Source organism: Mycobacterium sp., from assembly GCF_035314905.1.
Lineage (GTDB): Bacteria > Actinomycetota > Actinomycetes > Mycobacteriales > Mycobacteriaceae > Mycobacterium.
The window spans coordinates 1-21350 of record NZ_DATFYW010000205.1 but is presented as its reverse complement, the minus strand read 5'-3'; the positions used below and the strand labels follow the sequence as shown (position 1 = coordinate 21350).

Below are 21350 nucleotides of genomic sequence, written 5' to 3'. Positions count from 1 at the left end.
GATGTTCCCTCTACGCAGGACCTGGCCGATGGGTCCGGTGGGCGGCGCGTCGGCAGATCGACGCTTATTTGCCGACGTTGCCGCAGATGATCGGCTGGAAGTAGAGGGTCGGCTGACCGTTTTGTTCGATCTGGCCCGACGATCCGAGGTGGATGTTCAGATACCAGCCGGAGGCCGGCGGCGCCTCGGCATTCTGAATGACCGTGGTCGTTTCCGCGCTGCCGCTGGGCGAGGCGACCAGATCGTTGAGTGGGTACTTGACCGCTCCCTGAGCGTTGCACGTGCCCAGATGGATGTGCTGGGCGTGGCTGCTCCCCGGGGCGAGGCCGCTGGCCGTCGTCGTGACGGTCAACGTCTTCTTCCCCGAGTCATAGGTCAAACTGGCCGAACCCTGCGGCTTCTCGCCGACCGGCGCCATGGTCAAGGTCGTGGTTGGGGCAGCGACAATGTCCGCGCATGCGATGGGCGTGTAGCCCAGTGCGCCCGGCCCGCCGAGTTGCGCGCCCGAAGCCAGGTGCATGTTCAGCGCCGTGCCGGTGGCCAGCCCGCCGGGGGCCGGCTGGGAGCTGGTGACAGTGGTGTTGATCGCCCCGCCCGCGTCGGCGGTCACGTCCGGGAACGGCACGATGACATCCCCCGTCGCGGCGCAGCTGCCCTGGTGGATGTGCATGGCGTGGGTGCTGCCCGGGGTGAAGCCGGCCATTTGCAGCTTTGCGGTGACGTTCTTGGTCTGTGGATCCCAGGTGAGCGTCGACGTGCCGGCCGGCTGGAAGGCGAGAGCGACATTGACCGGCGCCCCCGCGCCCGGGCTGGTTGACGTCGACGGTTGCGTCGAGTTCGAGCCACAGGCGGCGACCAGTGCGGCGATCGCGACGGCGGCCGTTACCAGCCGCCCGGAGCTCAACCTGTGGGACACACCACTCATTGTTACCCACGACACTACAAGCGCTCAATCCCCCGCCCTTTCCTGCACACAGCTCCCACCGGGTCGACTCCCCGCACACCGACGGGTATCGTGGCGGACTGCCTTACCAAAAAGGCTGCTGTCGCAATGTTTGGTCGACCCAAAGACATTGTGGCGCAATTGTTTAGGTGGAGTTGTCCAAGCAGGCGAGATGGGTTTTCACGGGGAGCCCGCTGACGCAACAGGTGAGATGACGACGACAGACTACCTTGCGACTTCGGTGCACAGCCATCGCGATGATGCCGAGGCCCTTCCGGAGGTCGGCCGCCCGGTCAGACGGTGAAGCCGAGGGCACGCAGCTGCTCCCGGCCGTCCTCGGTGATCTTGTCCGGCCCCCACGGGGGGTTCCAGACCCAGTTGATCCTCAGGTCGTTCACAAGGCCGGCCCCGACGAGGGCGGTTCGGGACTGGTCCTCGATCACGTCGGTAAGGGGGCATGCGGCCGATGTGAGCGTCATGTCGATCAGCGCAACGGTGCCTTGCTCGCCGCGTTGCAGGCTGAGGTCGTAGACGAGCCCCAGGTCTACCACGTTGATGCCGAGCTCCGGGTCGACGACGTCACGCATCGCCTCCTCGAGGTCGGCGAGTAGCTCGTCATCCGGCACGGCTGTTTCGCTCATCCTCCACCTCCAAGTCGTCGCTGGCTTGTGCCAGAGCGTCTTTGAAAGCCATCCAGCCCAGCAGAGCGCATTTCACGCGTGCCGGGTACTTCGCGACACCGGCGAATGCGATGCCGTCACCGAGCACATTTTCGTCCCCCTCGACACTTCCACGCGAGGACACCATTTCGGTGAACGCCGCGACGGTGTCGAGAGCCTGCTGCACATTTTGGCCGATCACTTGGTCGGTGAGCACCGACGTCGACGCCTGGCTGATCGAGCAGCCCTGACCGTCGTAGCTGACGTCGGCGACGCGCTCACCGTCTTCGGACAGCGCCACCCGCAGAGTGACCTCGTCGCCGCACGTCGGATTGACGTGGTGCACCTCGGCGCCGAAGGGCGCGCGCAGCCCGCGGTGGTGCGGGTGCTTGTAGTGATCGAGGATTACTTCCTGATAGATCTGGTCGAGCCGCACGGCCTGTTCACGCCCTGCCGAAGAAATCGACGGCCCGCCGCACCCCCGCAACGAGGCGGTCGACCTCGTCGGAGGTGTTGTAGACCGCGAACGACGCGCGCGCGGTGGCCGCGATGCCGAAGCGCCGGTGCAGCGGCCAGGCGCAGTGGTGCCCCACCCGTACCGCCACGCCCTCGTCGTCGAGCACCTGGCCGACGTCGTGAGCGTGAATGCCGTCGACGATGAACGAGACCGGCGAACCGCGGCCGTCGAGCGTCGTCGGCCCGATGACATGGACGCCGTCGATGGCGGCAAGCCCGTCCAGCGCGGCCGCGACCAGCTCCCGCTCGTGCGCTTCCGCCGTGTCCATGCCGATGTGGCCGAGGTAGCGCGCCGCCGCGGCGAGCCCGACGACCTGTGATGTCATCGGCGTGCCGGCCTCGAAACGCTGCGGCGCGGGCGCATATGTGGTGGCCTCCATCGTCACGGTCTCGATCATCGAACCCCCGGTGATGAACGGTGGCATCGCGTTCAGCAATTCCCGTCGCCCGTACAGCACGCCGATGCCGTTGGGGCCCAGCATCTTATGGCCGGAGAATGCGGCGTAGTCGACTCCGAGCGCGTGCAGGTCGACCGGTTGGTGCGGCACCGACTGGCAGGCGTCGAGCACGGTCAGCGCACCCACTGCGTGTGCCCGGACCACCAGTTCGTCGACTGGGGCGATCGCGCCGGTGACATTGGAGTGGTGACTGAACGCGAGAACCTTGACCCGCTCGTCGAGCCGCAATGAGTCCAGGTCTATGCGGCCGTCATCGGTGACGCCGTACCAGCGCAGGGTCGCGCCGGTGCGCCGGGCCAGCTCCTGCCACGGTACGAGGTTCGCGTGGTGTTCCAACTCCGTGGTCACGATGACGTCACCGGCACCGACGTGGTGCCCGAAGCGGTTGTCCCCCAGCACGTAGGACACCAAATTCAGCGATTCCGTGGCGTTCTTGGTGAACACCAGCTCGTCGGTATCGGCGCCGACGAACGCGGCGATGTCGGCGCGGCCCTCCTCGTAGGCGTCGGTGGACTCCTCCATCAGCTGGTGTGCGCCGCGATGCACCGCGCCGTTCGACGTGGTGAGGAAGTCCCGCTCGGCGTCGAGAACCTGCAGCGGCCGCTGCGACGTCGCGCCGGAATCCAGATAGGCCAACCGCTTTCCGCCGCGCATCACCCGGCTCAGGATCGGAAAGTCCGCCCTGATGGCGTCCAGGTCGACCGCCGCCGGCCGGCTCACCGAGATGGTCATCGCTATCCTCCCGTCGGTGCGCCCTGCTGGGTGAAGCGCTCGTAGCCGTTCTGGTCGAGCTCGTCGGCCAGCTCGGGGCCGCCGGATTCGACGATGCGCCCGCCGACGAACACATGGACGAAGTCGGGATGGATGTAGCGCAGGATCCGGGTGTAGTGGGTGATCAGCAGGATGCCGCCATGGACCTCCTCGGCGTAACGGTTGACGCCCTCGCTGACCACCCGCAGGGCGTCGACATCCAGCCCCGAGTCGGTCTCGTCGAGGATCGCGATCTTCGGCTTGAGCACGGCGAGCTGAAGGATTTCGTGCCGCTTTTTCTCACCGCCGGAAAAGCCTTCGTTGACGCTGCGTTCGGCGAACTGCGGGTCGATGTCGAGCGACTCCATCGCGGCCTTGACTTCCTTGATCCAGTGCCGCAGCTTCGGCGCCTCGCCGCGCACGGCGGTGGCGGCGGTCCGCAGGAAGTTCGACATCGACACGCCCGGCACCTCGACGGGGTACTGCATGGCCAGGAACAGCCCGGCGCGGGCCCGCTCGTCGACCGTCATCGCGAGCACGTCTTGTCCGTCGAGGGTGATCGATCCGGACGTCACCTTGTATTTCGGGTGTCCGGCGATCGCGTAGGACAGCGTCGACTTGCCGGATCCGTTGGGCCCCATCAGCGCATGGGTCTCCCCTGACTTCACGGTCAGATTGACACCCTTGAGGATCGGGATGTCGTCGGCCTCGTCGGTGGCCGCGACGCTGACATGCAGGTCCTTGATTTCCAGTGTGGTCATCAGTGTGTGATTCCTTGGATGCTCTCGGTGAGTTCCAGCTCGTGTTCGATGGCTGCGGTGAGCCGGTCGCGGACAGCGGGCACGGCGATCTTGTTGATGATCTCGCCGAAGAAGCCGCGCACGATCAGCCGGCGGGCCTGGTCTTCGGGGATGCCACGGGCACGCAGGTAGAACAGCTGCTCGTCGTCGAATCGTCCGGTGGCGCTGGCGTGTCCGGCGCCCACGATTTCGCCGGTCTCGATCTCGAGGTTGGGCATCGAATCCGCGCGGGCGCCGTCGGTGAGCACCAGGTTGCGGTTCGTCTCGAACGTGTTGGTACCGGTGGCCTCCGCCCGGATCAGCGCGTCGCCCACCCATACGGTGTGGGCGTCGGGCCGTGACGAGTCCGGATCGCCTTGCAATGCGCCCTTGTACAGCACATGGGAGCGACAGTTGGGCTGGGCGTGGTCGATCAGCAGCCGCGACTCCAGATGCTGACCGTCGTCGGCGAAGTACAGGCCGAGCAGCTCGGCGTCACCGCCGGGCGCGCAAAAGCGCACCCGGACGGTGGTCCGGACCAGGTCGCCACCGAGCATGACCGCGACGTGACGCAGCACCGCGTCCTTGCCCATCGCGGCGTGGTGGGTGCTGACATTCACGGCATCGTCGGCCCAGTCGGCGATCGACACCACGGTCAGCCGGGCCGCGTCGCCGACGACGAATTCGACGTTGTCGGCGTAGGTTCCGCTGCCGCGCTGGTCGATCACGGCGACCGCCTCGGCCAGCTCGCCGACGCGGACCTGCAGGTGCCCGTAGGCCGTGGCGCCCTCGCCGGGGCCGGTGATCGCGATGTCGATCGGCCCGTCCGGCGTTGCACCCTTGTCGACGCCCACAATCGTCGCCCGGTTGAACGACGAAAAGGCCTGGGCCGCAACCCGGTCGGCGGGGACGCCCGCCTGGCCCAGCCGCTCGTCGCCGCGGCGCACCGTCTCGACGGTGACACCGGGGCGTTCGCCGACCTCGATTCGGGCAGAGCCAGTGGCCGGGGCCGACCCGTTGTGCAGGCCGCGCAGCCGACGCAGCGGCGTGAACCGCCAGATTTCGTCCCGGCCACCGGGTACCTCGAATGCATTGACGTCGAACGACGTGAAGATCTCACCCTTGTTGGCGGTCGCCAGCGTTGCCCCGGTCACCCGACCGCGCCCTCCATCTGCAGCTCGATCAGGCGGTTGAGCTCCAGCGCATACTCCATCGGGAGCTCCTTGGCGATCGGCTCCACGAAGCCGCGCACCACCATCGCCATCGCCTCGTCCTCGGTCATCCCGCGGCTCATCAGGTAGAAGAGCTGGTCCTCACTGACCTTGGACACGGTGGCCTCGTGGCCCATCGTGACATCGTCCTCGCGGATGTCGACGTACGGATAGGTGTCGCTGCGACTGATCGTATCGACCAGCAGCGCATCGCATTTCACGCTCGAGCGCGATCCGTGCGCGCCCTTGTTGACCTGGACCAGGCCGCGGTAGGACGCGCGCCCGCCGCCTCGGGCCACCGACTTGGAGACGATGTTGCTCGAGGTGTTCGGCGCCAGGTGCAGCATCTTGGCGCCGGTGTCCTGGTGCTGGCCCTCGCCGGCGAACGCGACCGACAGCACCTCGCCCTTGGCGTGCTCGCCGGTCATCCAGACGGCCGGGTACTTCATCGTGACCTTGGAGCCGATGTTCCCGTCGATCCACTCCATGGTGGCGCCGGCCTCCGCGCGGGCCCGCTTGGTCACCAGGTTGTAGACGTTGTTCGACCAGTTCTGGATCGTCGTGTAGCGGCATCGCCCGCCCGGCTTGACGATGATCTCCACCACGGCTGAGTGCAGCGAGTCCGACTTGTAGATCGGCGCCGTGCAGCCCTCGACGTAGTGCACGTAAGCACCCTCGTCGACGATGATCAGGGTCCGCTCGAACTGGCCCATGTTCTCGGTGTTGATCCGGAAGTAGGCCTGCAGCGGGATGTCGACGTGCACACCGGGCGGGACGTAGATGAACGAGCCGCCCGACCACACCGCGGTGTTCAGCGCCGAGAACTTGTTGTCCCCGGCCGGGATCACGGTGCCGAAGTACCGCCTGAAGATGTCCGGGTGCTCGCGCAGCGCGGTGTCGGTGTCCAAGAAGATGACACCCTGGGCCTCCAGGTCCTCGCGGATCTGGTGGTAGACGACCTCCGACTCGTACTGGGCGGCGACACCCGACACCAGGCGCTGCTTCTCCGCCTCCGGGATGCCGAGCCTGTCGTAGGTGTTCTTGATGTCCTCGGGCAGCTCATCCCAGCTCGCGGCCTGCTTCTCGGTGGAGCGCACGAAGTACTTGATGTTGTCGAAGTCGATGCCTTCCAGGTTGGAGCCCCAATTCGGCATCGGCTTGCGCTCGAAGATGCGCAGCGCCTTCAGCCGGTTCTGCAGCATCCACTCGGGCTCGTTCTTCTTGGCCGAGATGTCGCGCACCACGGCGTCGGACAGCCCGCGCGCTGCGCTGGCTCCCGCGACATCGGAGTCAGCCCAGCCGTAGCCGTACCGGCCCAGCGAGGCGATCGCCTCTTCCTGGGTCAGGGGCTCGGGCCTGGCGGCCGCGGTTTCCGGCGTGAGGGTCATAGCGACACTCCTTCAAGGGTGGTATCGGCTTCGACGCGGGCTGCGCGCCGAAGGGGAACGTGTGTGGTACAGGCGCAGTCGCCGTTGACGATCGTCGCGAGCCTCTGCACGTGGGTCCCCAGGACTTCGGCCATGGCCTCCCGCTCGGTCTCGCACAGCTCGGGAAATTCCTCGGCCACGTGCGACACCGGGCAGTGGTGTTGGCAGATCTGGATGCCGTGGATCGGGCTGTCGACGTGGCTGGTGGTGGCCGCGTACCCGGCCCTGGTCAACGCGGCGGCAACACGCTCTGCGGTGGCCTCCACGCCGCTTGTGTCGCCGTCGTCGACGTCGCACAGGATCTTGTCGATGCGCTGCCGGGCGAACGAGCGGACCGCGGCGTCGCCACCGATCTCGCGCAGCTGGCGCATGGCGGCGGCGGCCAGATCGTCGTAGGTGTGGCCCAGCTTGGCACGGCCGGCGGCCGTCAGCCGGTAGCGTTTGGCGGGCCGGCCCCTGCCGCTCTGCTGCCATGCGGCGGCGGCGTTGGCCTGCGCTTCGCCCGCCTCGATCAGCGCGTCGAGGTGCCGCCGCACGCCGGCGGCGGACAGGCCGAGCCGCTCTCCGATCTCGCCCGCTGTGATGGGTCCGGCCTCCAGCAGTAGCTCGATGATCGCCCCACGGGTGCGGCGGTCACTTTCCGGACGTATTTTCACAACACCATTGTGACGGAATTCGGCGAACAGGTCCAGCAAGGCCACCCTTCGCTGCGCGGTTACTCTGCTCTGATGGCATCCGGCCATTGGTCCCTGAGCACGTCGATCGCCCGCTGGCACGGCGACGAGCGGACCGTTGGTTCCCCGTTGAACGATGCCGAGGTCGTCGCGCTGCGTCGGACCCGCCTTCTCGGCGCCACCGGGACGGTCTTGATGGCCATCGGCGCGCTCGGTGCGGGTGCCCGGCCCGTCGTGCAGGACCCGACGTTCGGGGTCCGCCTGCTCAACCTGCCGTCGCGCATCCAGACCGTCTCCCTGACCATGACGACCACGGGCGCGGTGATGATGGCGCTGGCCTGGCTGATGCTGGGCCGGTTCGCGCTCGGCGACAGGCGCATGTCGCGCAGCCAGCTTGACCGCACCCTGCTTCTGTGGATGCTGCCGCTGCTGATCGCACCGCCGATGTACAGCAAGGACGTCTACTCGTACCTGGCGCAAAGCCAGATCGCGCGGATCGGGCTCGACCCGTATCGGGTCGGCCCGGCCCCGGGGCTGGGCCTGGATCACGTGTTCACGCTCTCGGTTCCCAGCCTGTGGCGCGAGACCCCGGCGCCGTACGGTCCGCTGTTCTTGTGGATCGGGCGCGGCATTTCGGAGCTGACCGGCGAGAACATCGTGGCCGCCGTGCTGTGTCACCGCGTGGTGGTGCTGGTCGGCGTCGGGCTGATCGTCTGGGCGACGCCGCGGCTGGCCCGCCGCTGCGGGGTGGCCGAGGTGAGTGCGCTGTGGCTGGGCGCGGCCAATCCCCTGCTGCTGATGCACCTGGTGGCCGGCATCCACAACGAGGCGCTGATGCTGGGCCTGATGCTGACCGGCACCGAGTTCGCGCTGCGCGGCACCGATTCGGACCGGCCGTTGGTGCCACGCCCGTTGCTCCGGCCGCGCGGGCGCGCCGAGTGGTCGCAATGGACACCGCTGGCCATGCTGATGGCCGGGACAGCGCTGATCACCATGTCGTCGCAGGTGAAGTTGCCGTCGCTGCTGGCGCTCGGGTTCGTTGCCGTGGCGCTGGGGCGGCGTTGGGGCGGCAACGTAAGGGGATTCCTCGCCGCCAGCGGGTTGCTGATGACGTTGTCGCTGGCCGTGATGGCGATCATCGGATGGGCCAGTGGCCTGGGCTTCGGCTGGATCTACACGCTCGGCACCGCGAACGTCGTGCGGAGTTGGATGTCGCCGCCGACGCTGCTCGCGCTCGGCACCGGTCAGGTTGGGATATTGCTCGGTCTCGGCGACCACACGACCGCGGTGCTGTCGCTGACCCGCGCGATCGGTGTGGTGATCATCGCGGTGACGGTCACGTGGCTGCTGCTGGCAGTGCTGCGCGGGCGCCTGCACCCGGTCGGCGGCCTGGGCGTTGCGCTCGGCGCGACCGTGTTGCTGTTCCCGGTGGTGCAGCCGTGGTACCTGCTGTGGGCGATAATCCCGCTCGCGGCCTGGGCGACGCGGCCGGGCTTCCGCACAGCGACGATCATCGTCACGCTTGTTGTGGGAATCTTCGGTCCGACAGCCAACGGCGACCGGTTCGCGCTGTTCCAGATCATCGACGCGACGGTGGCCAGCACCATCGTCGTGCTGCTGCTGATCGCGCTGACCTACACCCGACTGCCGTGGCGCAGCGTGCCTCACCCGGTGTCCGCGATCGCCGACGACATTCCCGAGCGGACGCCGGCTCGCGTGCCGGTGAGCCGGCCGCTACCGGGGCCGCCGCCGGCCCAGCTGCCCGGCGCTTACGCTGAATCTCCGTGAGCGCAGGTAAGACAACCCCCGTTCGGCTGCGCGGGGTGTCCAGGCGCTACGGCTCCACGACAGCGGTGTCGGGGCTCGACCTCGACGTTCAGACCGCTGAGGTGCTCGCGTTACTGGGACCCAACGGCGCAGGCAAAACGACGACGGTCGAGATGTGCGAGGGCTTCGTCCGGCCCGACTCCGGCACCATCGAGGTACTCGGCCTGGATCCGATCGCCGACAACGCGCGCCTTCGGCCGCGCATCGGTGTGATGCTGCAGGGCGGCGGCGGCTATCCCGCTGCACGGGCCGGCGAGATGCTGAACCTCGTCGCGGCCTATTCCGCCAATCCTCTCGATCCACAATGGCTTTTGGAGACACTCGGCCTGACCGAGGCGGTCCGCACCACCTACCGCCGGCTCTCCGGCGGTCAGCAGCAGCGGCTCGCGTTGGCATGCGCGCTGGTCGGGCGCCCCGAGCTGGTGTTCCTCGACGAGCCGACCGCGGGCATGGACGCGCACGCGCGGATCCTCGTGTGGGAGCTGATCGACGGACTGCGTCGCGACGGGGTGACCGTCGTGCTGACCACCCACCAGCTGACCGAGGCCGAGGAGCTGGCTGACCGCATCGTGATTATCGACGAAGGCGTGGCGGTCGCGTCGGGAACTCCGGCCGAGCTGATGCGCACCGGCGCCGAGAATCAGCTGCGGTTCACCGCGGCCCGGATGCTCGACCTGACGCTGCTCGAGTCTGCGCTGCCGGAGGGGTATCGCGTCAGCGAGGTGTCGGCGGGCCAATACCTGGTGGAAGGCCGGATCGATCCGCAGGTGCTGGCCACGGTGACCGCCTGGTGTGCGCGGCTCGACGTGCTGGCCACCGACATGCGGGTGGAGCAGCGCAGCCTCGAGGACGTGTTCCTGGACCTGACCGGACGGGACGTGCGGCCGTGACCCCTCACTTCGCGCCCGGGACGTTCACTCCGGACCCGCGACCGAATTCCGTGGTGCGGATGCTGTCTGCGCAGTACGGCCTCGAGCTGAAGCTGCTGCTGCGCAACGGCGAGCAGCTGCTGCTGACGCTGTTCATTCCGGTCACGCTGTTGGTCGGCTTGACGCTGCTGCCGCTCGGCTCGTTCGGCGCGAACCGTGCTGCGACGTTCGTGCCCGCGATCATGGCGCTGGCGGTCATCTCCACCGCGTTCACCGGGCAGGCGATCGCGGTCGCGTTCGACCGCCGCTACGGCGCGTTGAAGCGACTCGGCGCGACGGCGTTGCCCGTCTGGGGCATCATCGTGGGCAAGTCGCTGGCCGTGGTGACCGTCGTGTTCCTGCAGGCAATCATCCTGGGCGCCATAGGCTTTGCGCTCGGATGGCGGCCGGATGCCGTGGGTTTGGCGCTCGGCGCGGTGATCATAGCCCTTGGCACCGCCGGGTTCGCGGCGCTGGGCCTGCTGCTCGGCGGAACGCTGAAGGCCGAGGTGGTGCTGGCCATTGCGAACCTGCTGTGGTTCGTGTTCGCCGGCTTCGGTGCGCTGACCCTGGGCGGCGCCGTCGTGGCTGGCGGTGTGAAGTGGGCAGCCCGGCTCACCCCGTCGGGCGCGCTGACCGAGGCGCTGTCGCAGGCGATGAGGCTGTCGGTGGACTGGTTCGGTGTGGGTGTGCTCGTCGTCTGGGGCGCCTTGGCGGCATCGGCCGCGCTGCGCTGGTTCCGGTTCACCTGACGGCCGACCGACGACCTACTACGAGGCGTAGTGGGCTGTCCTCTACCATCGGGCCGTGCCCGTCGGACGGTTTTTGCTGCGGCTTGTGGACCTGCTGCCCGTGCCCGGCCTGCGCGCCCAGCGCGCGATCGCCGCGTTGGTGATCCTCACCCAGGGCGGCATCGCAGTCACCGGAGCGATCGTCCGCGTCACCGCCTCCGGACTGGGCTGCCCGACGTGGCCCCAGTGTTTCCCCGGCAGCTTCACCCCGGTCGCGGTGTCCGAAGTGCCGCGCATCCACCAGGCTGTCGAGTTCGGCAACCGCATGATCACGCTGGGTGTGGTGCTGACCGCCGTGCTCGCCGTCCTGGCCGTGACACGGGCGCGACGTCGCCGCGAGGTGCTGGTCTACGCGTGGCTGATACCGGCATCGACCGTGGTGCAGGCCGTGCTGGGCGGTATCACGGTGCTCACCGGCCTGCTCTGGTGGACCGTCGCGACGCACCTTCTGGCCTCGATGACGATGGTTTGGCTCGCCGTGCTGCTGTACGTCAAGATCGGCGAACCAGACACTGGCGTTCCACGCCTGGTGGTACCAAAGCCGTTGCGCTGGTTGACATTTCTCAGCGCGGTCATACTGGCCGCGGTCCTGGTGGCCGGCACCCTGGTCACCGCAGCGGGTCCGCACGCTGGCGACAGGAGCCCCACCCGCACGGTGCCGCGGCTGCAGGTCGAGATCACCGCCCTGGTGCACGTTCACTCGTCGTTGCTGATCGCCTATCTCGCGTTGCTCGTCGGCCTGGGCTTCGGGCTGCTCGCCGTACACGCGCCGCGGCGGGTGCGGCTCCGGCTGGCGGTGCTGCTGGTATTGGTGTGCGCCCAGGCGCTCGTGGGTGTCGTGCAGTACTACACCGGTGTGCCGGCGGCCTTGGTCGCGGTGCACGTCGCCGGTGCGGCCGCGTGCACGGCGGCCACCGCGGCGCTATGGGCGTCGATGCGAGAGCGGGCCGAGCCCGAGCCGCTCCAGCGCTGACTCGACCGACAACGCGAACTCGCGCAGCTGACGCTCGCGGGTGTCGGCGTCCAATCGACGCCAGCCCAGCGACGGCTCGATCAGCTCCAACTCGATCAGCCGGGGGTCATCGATGCCTCCGATCACATCCGCCCTGGCGTAGAGCAGCTCGCCCGGGTGGATGCCGAGCTGCGCCGCGGCCGCGTGCAGCGCGTCGAATCCCACGTCCCACAGCTCGAAATCCGGCTCGGCTGCTGTGAGCGTCTCCGCCGCATAGCTGCCCGTCGCGTCCAGTTCGGGCGGGCGACCCGCCGGCGGCAGGATCGCCGCCTTGGTGAACGCGTGAGATGCCTTACCGCCCAGAAACACCAGCGCCGTTTCGCCGTCGCGTTCGACCCGGGCGTCATACGGTTGCACCAGCACCGACCGGCCCTGCCGGTGCAGGGTCGCCGCGTGGCGCAGCGCCGCAGCGGGATCGGTGAAGCGCTCAGAGCCGATCGACCCAACCCCGACGCTGGGCTTGACGACCACCTCACCCCCCGGAGGCAGCTGCACCTCCTCGCCCGGCGCGAACACCGCGGTGGGCACGATCGGCACACCGCGGCGGGCCAGGTCGAGCAGGTAGCGCTTGTCGGTGTTCCACGCGACCACCGCGGCCGGGTTGAGCAGGTGGCGCACGGTCGTCGTCCAGGCCAGGAACTCGTCGAGCCGCTCGGCGTAGTCCCACGTCGCCCGCAGGATCACCACGTCGGCGCGGACGGTCTCGGGGTCATCCCACGACAGCCAGCGGGCGAAAAGTCCGCGGCGGCGCAGCGCGCCCACCAGGCCGTCGTCGTCGCCGTCACCGGCAACCAGTTGCGGGCAGCCGGCCAGCACGACGCGGGGATGGAACACATCCGGCCGCGCGAGCTTCATGCCCCGGCATGATAGCCATATGCACGCAATCGAAATCGCCGAGCACGGCGGCCCGGAGGTTCTGCGCTACGTCGAACGGCCGGAGCCCTCCCCCGGACCGGGTGAGCTGCTGATCAAGGCCGAGGCGATCGGGGTCAACTACATCGACACCTATTTCCGGACCGGGGCCTATCCCCGCGAGACGCCGTTCATTTCCGGCACCGAGGTGTGCGGCACACTGGCTGCCCTTGGCGATGGCGTCGAGGGGTTCAGCGTCGGCGAGCGCGTCGTCACCGCTAACGCTGATGGCGCGTATGCCGAGTTCTCGACGGCACCCGCCGACAGGACCGCCAAGGTGCCTGAGCACGTCAGCCCCGAGGTCGCGGCGGCGTCGTTGCTCAAGGGCATGACCGCGCACTACCTGCTGAAGTCGGTGTATCCGGTCGAGGGCGGCGACGCGCTGTTGGTGCACGCGGGCGCGGGCGGCGTCGGGCTGCTCTTGACGCAATGGGCCACCCATTTCGGCGCGCGGGTGATCACGACCGTGTCCACGCCGGCGAAGGCGGAGGTGTCCCGCACGGCCGGTGCCTCTGACGTGCTCGACTATCCCGACGACCCCGGGCAGTTCGGTTCGAAGATCAAGGAGCTCACCCACGGCGGGGCCGCGGTGGTGTACGACGGGGTCGGCAGGACGACCTTCGACGCGAGCTTGGCCAGCCTGGCCGTGCGCGGCACGCTGGCGCTGTTCGGAGCGTCCAGCGGCCCGGTCCCGCCGGTGGACCCGCAGCGGCTCAACGCCGCGGGCTCCGTTTATCTGACCCGGCCATCGCTGGTGCACTTCACCCGCACGCGAGACGAATTTGCATGGCGGGCAGGCGAACTGCTCGACGTCATCGAAAAGGGAGTGCTCCGGATCAGCATCGGGGGCACCTATCGCCTGGCCGAGGCGGCCCGCGCGCACACCGACCTGCAGAGCCGCAGGACGACCGGCGCGATCGTGCTACTTCCCTAGCAGCGTGGGCAGCGCGAGCGCCGAATCCACGGCGAGCGCGCAGAACACCACGGCCAGATAATTGTTGGACTGCAGGAACAGCCGCAGCGGCTTGACCGGCTCACCGCGCCGCACGCCGGCGTAGAGCTGATGGGCCATCACCAGAAACCAGCCGCCGGCCACCAGCGCGGCCGCCGCGTACAGCCAGCCCGCGGCGAGCGTCAGCACCAGCGTGGAAAGCACCGTCAGCCACGTGTAGGCCAGTATCTGCTTGGTCACCTGCCGCTCGGTGGCTATCGTCGGCAGCATCGGCACCCCGGCGGCCCGGTAGTCCTCCTTGTACCGCATCGCAAGGGCCCAGGTATGTGGCGGTGTCCAGAAGAAGATGACCGCGAACATCACCAGCGCCGGCCAGCCGATGGTGCCCGTGACTGCGGACCAGCCGATCATCACGGGCATGCAGCCCGCGGCCCCGCCCCACACCACGTTCTGCCAGGTGCGGCGCTTGAGCAGCAGCGTGTAGACGAACACGTAGAACGCGATCGTCGCGACCGCCAGCAGGCCCGACAACAGGTTGGTCGTCCACCACAGCCAGAAGAACGACCCGACCGACAGCACGACCCCGAAGACCAGTGCGTTGCGCCTTGGCACCGCGGCCCGCGGCAGCGGCCGGCGAGCGGTGCGGCTCATGACCTTGTCGATGTCGGCGTCGGCCACGCAATTCAGCGTGTTGGCGCCCGCGGCGGCCAGCATTCCGCCGATCAGCGTGTTGGCGATCAGCAGCGGTGCGACGCTGCCGCGGTGGGCGAGCAGCATGGCGGGTATGGCGGTGACAAGAAGCAACTCGATCACGCGAGGTTTGGTCAGCGCCAGATAACCCAGCAGCGTGGTGCGGATCCGGCCGGGCGCTACGCCCTCGCGAATGCTCACGCAGGTGACTCCTTGGGCTATGGGCGTCGGCTCTTCGCGGGCTCGCTGCGCGAGCGCTCAACGCGGGGCCGCCGCTTCTACTACAGGCGATGGTAGACCTCGGCGGGCGCGGCCCGTTACCTCAGGGTGGATTCACAGCAATTCCGCCGGGTATAGCGATAGTGAAATCGAATCTGCACCGATCGACCATCCCGGCCACCGGCACTAGGGTTGACTCTGGGCCTGCCTGCCGACGTGAGGAGCACTTACGTGACCACGCTAGAGGAGATCTCCGCCCTTACCCGCCCGAACCACCCGGATGACTGGACCGACCTGGATTCCGCCGCGGTCGACACCATCCGCGTGCTGGCGGCCGACGCGGTACAGAAGGTGGGCAACGGCCATCCGGGCACCGCGATGAGCCTGGCGCCGCTGGCCTACACATTGTTCCAGCGGACGATGCGCCATGACCCCGGCGATACCCACTGGCTGGGCCGGGACCGGTTCGTGCTGTCGGCCGGGCATAGCAGCCTGACCCTTTACCTGCAGCTCTACCTCGGCGGCTTCGGCCTGGAGCTCTCAGACATCGAGTCGCTGCGCACGTGGGGGTCGAAGACGCCCGGACACCCGGAGTTCCGTCACACCGAAGGTGTGGAGATCACCACCGGACCGCTCGGCCAGGGCCTCGCATCGGCGGTCGGGATGGCGATGGCGTCGCGCTACGAGCGGGGGCTGTTCGACCCGGACGCGGCAGCCGGGACCAGCCCCTTCGATCACCACATTTACGTGATCGCCAGCGACGGCGACATCGAGGAGGGCATCACCAGCGAGGCGTCGTCGCTGGCCGGCACCCAGCAGCTGGGCAATCTGGTCGTCTTCTACGACCGCAACCAGATTTCGATCGAGGACGACACGAACATCGCGCTGAGCGAGGACACCCCAGCCCGCTACCGGGCCTACGGCTGGCACGTGCAGGAGGTCGAGGGCGGCGAGAACGTGGTCGGCATCCAACGGGCCATCGCCGAGGCCAAGTCGGTCACCGACAGGCCGTCGTTCATCGCGCTGCGAACGGTGATCGGCTATCCCGCACCGAATCTGATGAACACCGGCAAGGCCCACGGGGCCGCGCTCGGCGACGAGGAAGTCGCCGCGGTCAAACGGGTCCTCGGCTTTGACCCGGACAAGAGCTTCCAGGTGCGCGACGACGTCCTGGCCCACACCCGCAAGCTCGTGGAGCGGGGAAGGGAGGCTCATGCGAAGTGGCAGAGCGAGTTCGACGCGTGGGCCGAGCGCGAGCCCGAGCGCAAGGCGCTGCTCGACCGGTTGCTCGCCCACAGGTTGCCCGACGGCTGGGATGCCGACCTGCCGTACTGGGAGCCGGGCTCGAAGCCCCTGGCGACCCGCGCCGCGTCGGGCGCCGTGATCAACGCGGTGGCGCCGAAGCTTCCCGAGCTGTGGGGCGGGTCGGCGGACCTGGCGGGCAGCAATGACACCACGATCAAGGGGGTGCTGTCCTTCGGACCGCCGTCGATTTCGACGAAGGAGTACCAGGCGGACTGGTACGGCCGGGTGTTGCATTTCGGTGTGCGGGAGCATGCGATGGGTGCGATCCTGTCGGGCATCGTTCTGCACGGGCCCACCCGGGCCTTCGGCGGCACGTTCCTGCAGTTCTCCGATTACATGCGTCCGGCGGTGCGGCTGGCCTCACTGATGGACATCGACACGATCTATGTCTGGACGCATGATTCGATCGGGCTGGGCGAGGACGGCCCGACCCATCAGCCCATCGAGCACCTGGCGGCGTTGCGGGCGATCCCGAATCTGTCGGTGGTGCGGCCGGGTGACCCGAACGAGACCGCCTACGTGTGGCACACCATCCTGCAGCGCGGAGCCAGCAGCGGTCCGGTCGGCCTGATCCTTACCCGTCAAGGCATTCCGGTGCTTCAGGGCACCAGCCGTGAAGGCGTGGCCAAGGGCGGGTACGTGCTGGGTGGTATCCCCGACGAGACGCCCGACGTGCTGATCATGGCCACCGGATCGGAGCTGCAGTTGGCCGTCGAGGCGCAAAAGATCCTGGCGGGCAAGGACATCGCGGCCAGCGTGATTTCGATGCCATGTGTGGAATGGTTCGAATCACAGCCGGAGGAATACCGCAATCAGGTGCTGCCGCCGGCAGTGTCGGCGCGGGTTGCGGTCGAGGCCGCGGTCGCGCAGAGTTGGTACAAGCTGGTCGGCGACACCGGCGAAATCGTCTCGATCGAGCACTACGGCGAGTCAGCCGATGCGAAGACACTGTTCCGCGAGTTCGGGTTTACCCCCGAAGCCGTTGTGGCCGCGGCGGAACGATCATTGGACAACTAGCAGAAAAGGACCAGAACCGATGACCCGGAACCCGAATCTCGCCGCGTTGTCCGCGGCCGGTGTGGCTGTATGGCTCGACGACCTGTCCCGCGACCGGCTCCGGACTGGCAACCTGCAGGAGCTGATCGACACCATGTGCGTCGTCGGGGTTACCACGAATCCGACGATCTTCCAGCAGGCGCTGTCCAAGGGACATGCCTACGACGAGCAGATCGGCGAACTCGCCGAGCGCGGCGCGGACGTCGAGGCGGCCATCCGCACCGTCACCACCGACGACGTCCGTGAGGCCTGCGACGTGCTGCGTCCGCAGTGGGAGGCTTCGGACGGCGTCGACGGCCGGGTGTCGATCGAGGTCGACCCGCGGCTCGCGCACGACGCCGACAAGACGGCCCTGCAGGCCATCGAGTTGTGGAAGATCGTCGACCGCCCGAACCTGCTGATCAAGATCCCGGCCACGCAGGCCGGCCTGCCCGCCATCACCTCGACGCTGGCAGAAGGCATCTCGGTGAACGTCACGCTGATCTTCTCCGTCGAGCGGCACCGCGCAGTGATGGATGCCTACCTGGCGGGGCTGGAAGCCGCCAAGGCCGGCGGCCACGACATCTCGAAGATCCACTCGGTCGCGTCGTTCTTCGTGTCCCGTGTCGACACCGAGATTGACAAGCGGCTGGAGAAGATCGGCACCGACGAGGCGCTCGCGCTACGCGGCCAGGCGGGTATCGCCAACGCGCGCCTGGCGTACGCGGCCTACCAGGAGGTGTTCGTCGGCGGCGAGCGGTATCAGGCACTGAAGTCCGACGGTGCGCGGGTGCAGCGCCCGCTGTGGGCCTCGACCGGCGTGAAGAACCCCGACTACCCCGACACGATGTACGTCACCGAGTTGGTCGCGCCCAACACGGTGAACACGATGCCGGAGAAAACCCTTCGCGCCGTCGCGGATCACGGCGTCGTCACCGGGGACACCGTGTCCGGCAGGGCCGCGGAGGCGCAGCAGCTCTTCGACGAGCTGGAGGCGGTCGGCGTCGACCTGCGCGACGTGTTCCTGGTGCTGGAGAACGAAGGCGTCGAGAAGTTCGAGGCCTCTTGGCACGAGCTGCTGGAAGCCACCAAGGCCGAGCTCGACGCCGCGGCGAAATGACCGACACCCACGCGCTGTCCTCGTGGAAGTGGCGAAATCCACTGCGCGACAAGCGAGATAAACGCCTTCCCCGGATCGCCGGGCCGTGCGGGATGGTGATCTTCGGCGTCACCGGAGACTTGGCGCGAAAGAAGCTGATGCCCGCTATCTACGACCTGGCGAATCGCGGCCTGCTCTCGCCGTCGTTCGCTCTTGTCGGGTTCGCCCGCCGCGACTGGGCGGACGAGGACTTCGGCGAGGTCGTCTACGACGCGGTCAAGCAATACGCTCGCACACCGTTCCGCCAGGAGGTCTGGGACCGGCTGGCCGAGGGGCTGCGGTTTGTGCACGGGTCATTCGACGAAGATGCGGCGTTCGTGCGGCTGGCCGAGACACTGGACAAGCTGGACGTTGAGCGCGGCACGGCCGGCAACCACGCGTTCTATCTGGCGATCCCGCCGAAGGCCTTTCCCCAGGTGTGCGAGCAGCTGAAGAAGTCGGGCCTCGCACGCCAGCAGGAGGGCAGGTGGAGCCGCGTGGTGATCGAGAAGCCGTTCGGCCACGACCTTGAAAGCGCCCGCGAGCTCAACGCGGTTGTCAACAGCGTCTTCCCGGAGGAGTCGGTGTTTCGCATCGACCACTACCTCGGCAAGGAGACCGTCCAGAACATCCTGGCGCTGCGGTTCGCCAATGAGCTCTACGAGCCGATCTGGAACGCCTTCTACGTTGACAGCGTGCAGATCACGATGGCCGAGGACATCGGCCTGGGCGGCCGCGCGGGCTACTACGATGGCATCGGTGCGGCCCGCGACGTGATCCAGAACCACTTGCTGCAGTTGCTGGCGCTGACGACGATGGAAGAGCCGATCACGTTCAATGCGCGTGAGCTGAAAGAGGAGAAGGTCAAGATCCTGTCGGCTGTCCGGCTGGCCGAGCCGCTGGATCAGACGACGGCCCGGGGCCAGTACACCGCCGGCTGGCAGGGCGGCCAGAAGGTTGTCGGACTCCTGGACGAGGAGGGGTTCTCGGAGGACTCCAAGACCGAGACCTTCGCCGCGATCACGCTGGAGATCGACACCCGTCGGTGGGCGGGCGTGCCGTTCTTCCTGCGAACCGGAAAGCGCCTGCCCCGCAGGGTGACCGAGATCGCGCTGATCTTCAAACGCGCACCGCACCTTCCGTTCGACCAGACGATGACCGAGGAACTCAGCCACAACGCGTTGGTGATCCGCATCCAGCCGGACGAGGGCATCACGTTGCGGTTCGGCTCCAAGGTCCCCGGCACCGCGATGGAGGTCCGCGATGTCAACATGGACTTCTCCTACGGCTCGGCCTTCGCCGAGGACTCGCCCGAAGCTTACGAGCGGTTGATCCTGGACGTGCTGCTCGGCGAGCCGTCGCTGTTCCCGGTCAACGAAGAGGTCGAATTGTCCTGGGAGATCCTCGATCCGGTACTCGATTACTGGGCGACGCACGGTCGGCCCGAGCCGTACGAAGCCGGCACCTGGGGCCCGCCGTCGGCCTTCGAGATGCTGCACCGTATGGGCCGGGAATGGAGGCGGCCCTGATGATTGTCGATCTTCCGAACACGACGACCAACGAGATCAACAAGCGCATCACGACGCTCCGCGAGGAGGGCGGCGCCATCACGCTGGGCCGGGTGTTGACCCTGGTCATCGCACCCGACGGCGACGACCAGATCGAGGATTCGATCGGCGCGGCCGCGTGGGCCAGCCGCGAGCACCCGTGCCGCATCATCGTGGTCGTGCCCGGCGATCGACTGGTCGACGACCCCCGGCTGGACGCGCAGCTGCGCGTTGGCGGCGATGCCGGGGCGGGCGAGGTTGTCGTGCTGCGCGTTTCGGGGCCGCTGGCCCAGCACTGCAGCAGTGTCGTGCTGCCGTTTCTGCTGCCGGACACCCCCGTGGTCACGTGGTGGCCCGGCAGTGCGCCCGCCGTGCCGGCGCGAGACCAGCTGGGACAGTTGGCCAATCGGCGCCTCACCGACGCCACTGACGCTCCCGACCCGCTGGCGTGCATCAAGAGCAGGCTGGCCGGCTACACTCCCGGCGATACCGACCTCGCGTGGAGTCGCATCACGTACTGGCGCGCGCTGCTCGCCGCGGCAGTGGATCAGCCGCCGTTCGAGCCGATCAGATCCGCTTTGGTGTCCGGGCTGAAGACCGAACCCGCGCTCGACATCTTGGCCGGTTGGCTGGCCAGCCGCATCGACGGACCGGTGCAGCGCGCGGTCGGTGAGCTGAAGGTGGAACTGGTCCGCACCAGCGAGACGATAACGCTGAGCCGCCCGCAGACGGGAACGACGGCCACGCTCACCCGCACTGGCCGGCCGAACGCGCTGCTGCCGTTGCCGCGCAGGGAAACTCGCGAATGCCTCGCCGAGGATCTCCGCCGGCTGGATCCCGACGAGATCTACTCCGAAGCCCTCGAGGGCATCGACAAGGTGGCCTACGTGTGAGCGCAACCATCCAAACCTATCCGGACGCCGAGGCGTTGGTGGCCGCGGCCGGCGACCGCCTGGTCGACGCGATGATCGGCGCCATTGCCGCCCGCGGCAAAGCGATGATCGTGCTGACCGGTGGCGGCACCGGCATCGCGATGCTCAGGCGCGTCGGCAGGCATGCCGATCGGATCGACTGGTCCAGGGTTCACCTGTTCTGGGGCGACGAACGCTACGTGCCCACCGACGATGACGAACGCAACGAAAAGCAGGCAACCGAAGCGCTGATCGAGCGGATCGACATCCCGCCGGGCAACGTGCATCCCATGCCGGCCAGCGACGGCGAGTTCGGCGACGACATCGACGCCGCCGCCCTCGCATACGGCCATGTCCTGGCGGCCAACGCCGGGCCCGGTGAGCCCGCACCTGATTTCGACGTTCACCTGCTCGGGATGGGTCCCGAGGGTCACATCAACTCCCTTTTCCCGCACAGCGCCGCCGTGCGGGAGACCAGCCGACCGGTGGTGGGCGTCGAAAACTCCCCCAAGCCACCGCCGCGGCGGATCACGTTGACACTGCCCGCGATTCAACGGTCGCGGGAGGTATGGCTGATCGTCTCCGGAGAGAACAAGGCCGAAGCGGTGGCGGCGGCTCTGGGCGGGGCGGATCCCGACGAGGTGCCGGCCGCCGGCGCCGTCGGCCGTGAGGCGACGATCTGGCTG

At 68.0% G+C, this 21350-nt stretch carries 20 protein-coding genes; 10 read left to right on the top strand and 10 right to left on the bottom strand.

What is annotated here, in order from left to right; all coding sequences use genetic code 11:
- Positions 1-64: 64 nt before the first annotated feature.
- The 8 genes from VKG81_RS18115 to VKG81_RS18080 form a co-directional block, all read right to left on the bottom strand.
- On the bottom strand, positions 65-916 hold the full coding sequence (locus VKG81_RS18115) for a CHRD domain-containing protein (protein WP_324397934.1): 852 nt from the start codon (positions 914-916) through the stop codon (positions 65-67).
- Between the two features lie 320 nt (positions 917-1236).
- Entirely contained in the window at positions 1237-1584 is a 348-nt protein-coding gene (locus tag VKG81_RS18110) for a metal-sulfur cluster assembly factor (RefSeq protein WP_324397933.1), read from the bottom strand.
- On the bottom strand, positions 1559-2038 hold the full coding sequence (sufU, locus tag VKG81_RS18105; protein ID WP_324397932.1) for a Fe-S cluster assembly sulfur transfer protein SufU: 480 nt from the start codon (positions 2036-2038) through the stop codon (positions 1559-1561). Before sufU ends, VKG81_RS18110 begins: the two co-directional genes overlap by 26 nt.
- Before the next feature lie 7 nt (positions 2039-2045).
- On the bottom strand, positions 2046-3308 hold the full coding sequence (locus tag VKG81_RS18100; protein WP_324397931.1) for a cysteine desulfurase: 1263 nt from the start codon (positions 3306-3308) through the stop codon (positions 2046-2048).
- Between the two features lie 2 nt (positions 3309-3310).
- Complete coding sequence (gene sufC / locus VKG81_RS18095) at positions 3311-4087, bottom strand: Fe-S cluster assembly ATPase SufC (protein WP_324397930.1); 777 nt, start codon at positions 4085-4087, stop codon at positions 3311-3313.
- The gene (gene sufD / locus VKG81_RS18090) at positions 4087-5259 is read right to left on the bottom strand and encodes a Fe-S cluster assembly protein SufD (protein ID WP_324397929.1); all 1173 of its coding nucleotides are present in this window, start codon (positions 5257-5259) and stop codon (positions 4087-4089) included. Before sufD ends, sufC begins: the two co-directional genes overlap by 1 nt.
- The gene (gene sufB, locus VKG81_RS18085) at positions 5256-6704 is read right to left on the bottom strand and encodes a Fe-S cluster assembly protein SufB (RefSeq protein ID WP_324397928.1); all 1449 of its coding nucleotides are present in this window, start codon (positions 6702-6704) and stop codon (positions 5256-5258) included. The genes sufD and sufB overlap by 4 nt, the downstream gene beginning before the upstream one ends.
- The gene (locus VKG81_RS18080; RefSeq protein WP_324397927.1) at positions 6701-7486 is read right to left on the bottom strand and encodes a metalloregulator ArsR/SmtB family transcription factor; all 786 of its coding nucleotides are present in this window, start codon (positions 7484-7486) and stop codon (positions 6701-6703) included. Before VKG81_RS18080 ends, sufB begins: the two co-directional genes overlap by 4 nt.
- Between VKG81_RS18080 and mptB the strand changes: the two genes are divergently transcribed.
- From mptB to VKG81_RS18060, 4 genes are all read left to right on the top strand, one after another.
- A complete protein-coding gene (gene mptB / locus VKG81_RS18075; protein ID WP_324397926.1) occupies positions 7472-9205 on the top strand; it encodes a polyprenol phosphomannose-dependent alpha 1,6 mannosyltransferase MptB in 1734 nt (577 codons plus the stop codon). The genes VKG81_RS18080 and mptB overlap by 15 nt on opposite strands.
- On the top strand, positions 9202-10134 hold the full coding sequence (locus VKG81_RS18070; protein WP_324397925.1) for an ABC transporter ATP-binding protein: 933 nt from the start codon (positions 9202-9204) through the stop codon (positions 10132-10134). Before mptB ends, VKG81_RS18070 begins: the two co-directional genes overlap by 4 nt.
- Positions 10131-10904, top strand: coding sequence for an ABC transporter permease (locus VKG81_RS18065; protein WP_324397924.1), 774 nt, complete (start codon positions 10131-10133; stop codon positions 10902-10904). Before VKG81_RS18070 ends, VKG81_RS18065 begins: the two co-directional genes overlap by 4 nt.
- A gap of 85 nt (positions 10905-10989) precedes the next feature.
- Positions 10990-11916 carry a heme A synthase gene (locus tag VKG81_RS18060; RefSeq protein WP_324398027.1) on the top strand — a complete coding sequence of 309 codons (927 nt, stop codon included), beginning with the start codon at positions 10990-10992 and terminating at the stop codon, positions 11914-11916.
- Here the strand turns inward: VKG81_RS18060 and VKG81_RS18055 are convergent.
- Positions 11866-12810: a hypothetical protein gene (locus tag VKG81_RS18055; RefSeq protein ID WP_324397923.1), complete on the bottom strand. Its 945-nt coding sequence runs from the start codon at positions 12808-12810 to the stop codon at positions 11866-11868. The genes VKG81_RS18060 and VKG81_RS18055 overlap by 51 nt on opposite strands.
- A gap of 19 nt (positions 12811-12829) precedes the next feature.
- Between VKG81_RS18055 and VKG81_RS18050 the strand changes: the two genes are divergently transcribed.
- On the top strand, positions 12830-13801 hold the full coding sequence (locus VKG81_RS18050) for a quinone oxidoreductase (protein ID WP_324397922.1): 972 nt from the start codon (positions 12830-12832) through the stop codon (positions 13799-13801).
- Here VKG81_RS18050 and VKG81_RS18045 read toward each other — a convergent pair.
- A complete protein-coding gene (locus tag VKG81_RS18045) occupies positions 13790-14710 on the bottom strand; it encodes a heme o synthase (RefSeq protein ID WP_324397921.1) in 921 nt (306 codons plus the stop codon). The two genes, VKG81_RS18050 and VKG81_RS18045, sit on opposite strands and share 12 nt — an antisense overlap.
- A gap of 249 nt (positions 14711-14959) precedes the next feature.
- Between VKG81_RS18045 and tkt the strand changes: the two genes are divergently transcribed.
- The 5 genes from tkt to pgl form a co-directional block, all read left to right on the top strand.
- A complete protein-coding gene (gene tkt / locus VKG81_RS18040) occupies positions 14960-17050 on the top strand; it encodes a transketolase (protein ID WP_324397920.1) in 2091 nt (696 codons plus the stop codon).
- Between the two features lie 19 nt (positions 17051-17069).
- Positions 17070-18188: a transaldolase gene (gene tal, locus VKG81_RS18035; RefSeq protein ID WP_324397919.1), complete on the top strand. Its 1119-nt coding sequence runs from the start codon at positions 17070-17072 to the stop codon at positions 18186-18188.
- Positions 18185-19735, top strand: coding sequence for a glucose-6-phosphate dehydrogenase (zwf, locus tag VKG81_RS18030; protein ID WP_324397918.1), 1551 nt, complete (start codon positions 18185-18187; stop codon positions 19733-19735). The genes tal and zwf overlap by 4 nt, the downstream gene beginning before the upstream one ends.
- Positions 19735-20646, top strand: a complete 912-nt coding sequence (gene opcA / locus VKG81_RS18025; protein ID WP_324397917.1) for a glucose-6-phosphate dehydrogenase assembly protein OpcA — start codon at positions 19735-19737, stop codon at positions 20644-20646. Before zwf ends, opcA begins: the two co-directional genes overlap by 1 nt.
- The coding region (gene pgl, locus VKG81_RS18020) for a 6-phosphogluconolactonase (RefSeq protein WP_324397916.1) at positions 20643-21350 on the top strand (708 nt) is incomplete at its 3' end. The genes opcA and pgl, both read left to right, overlap by 4 nt.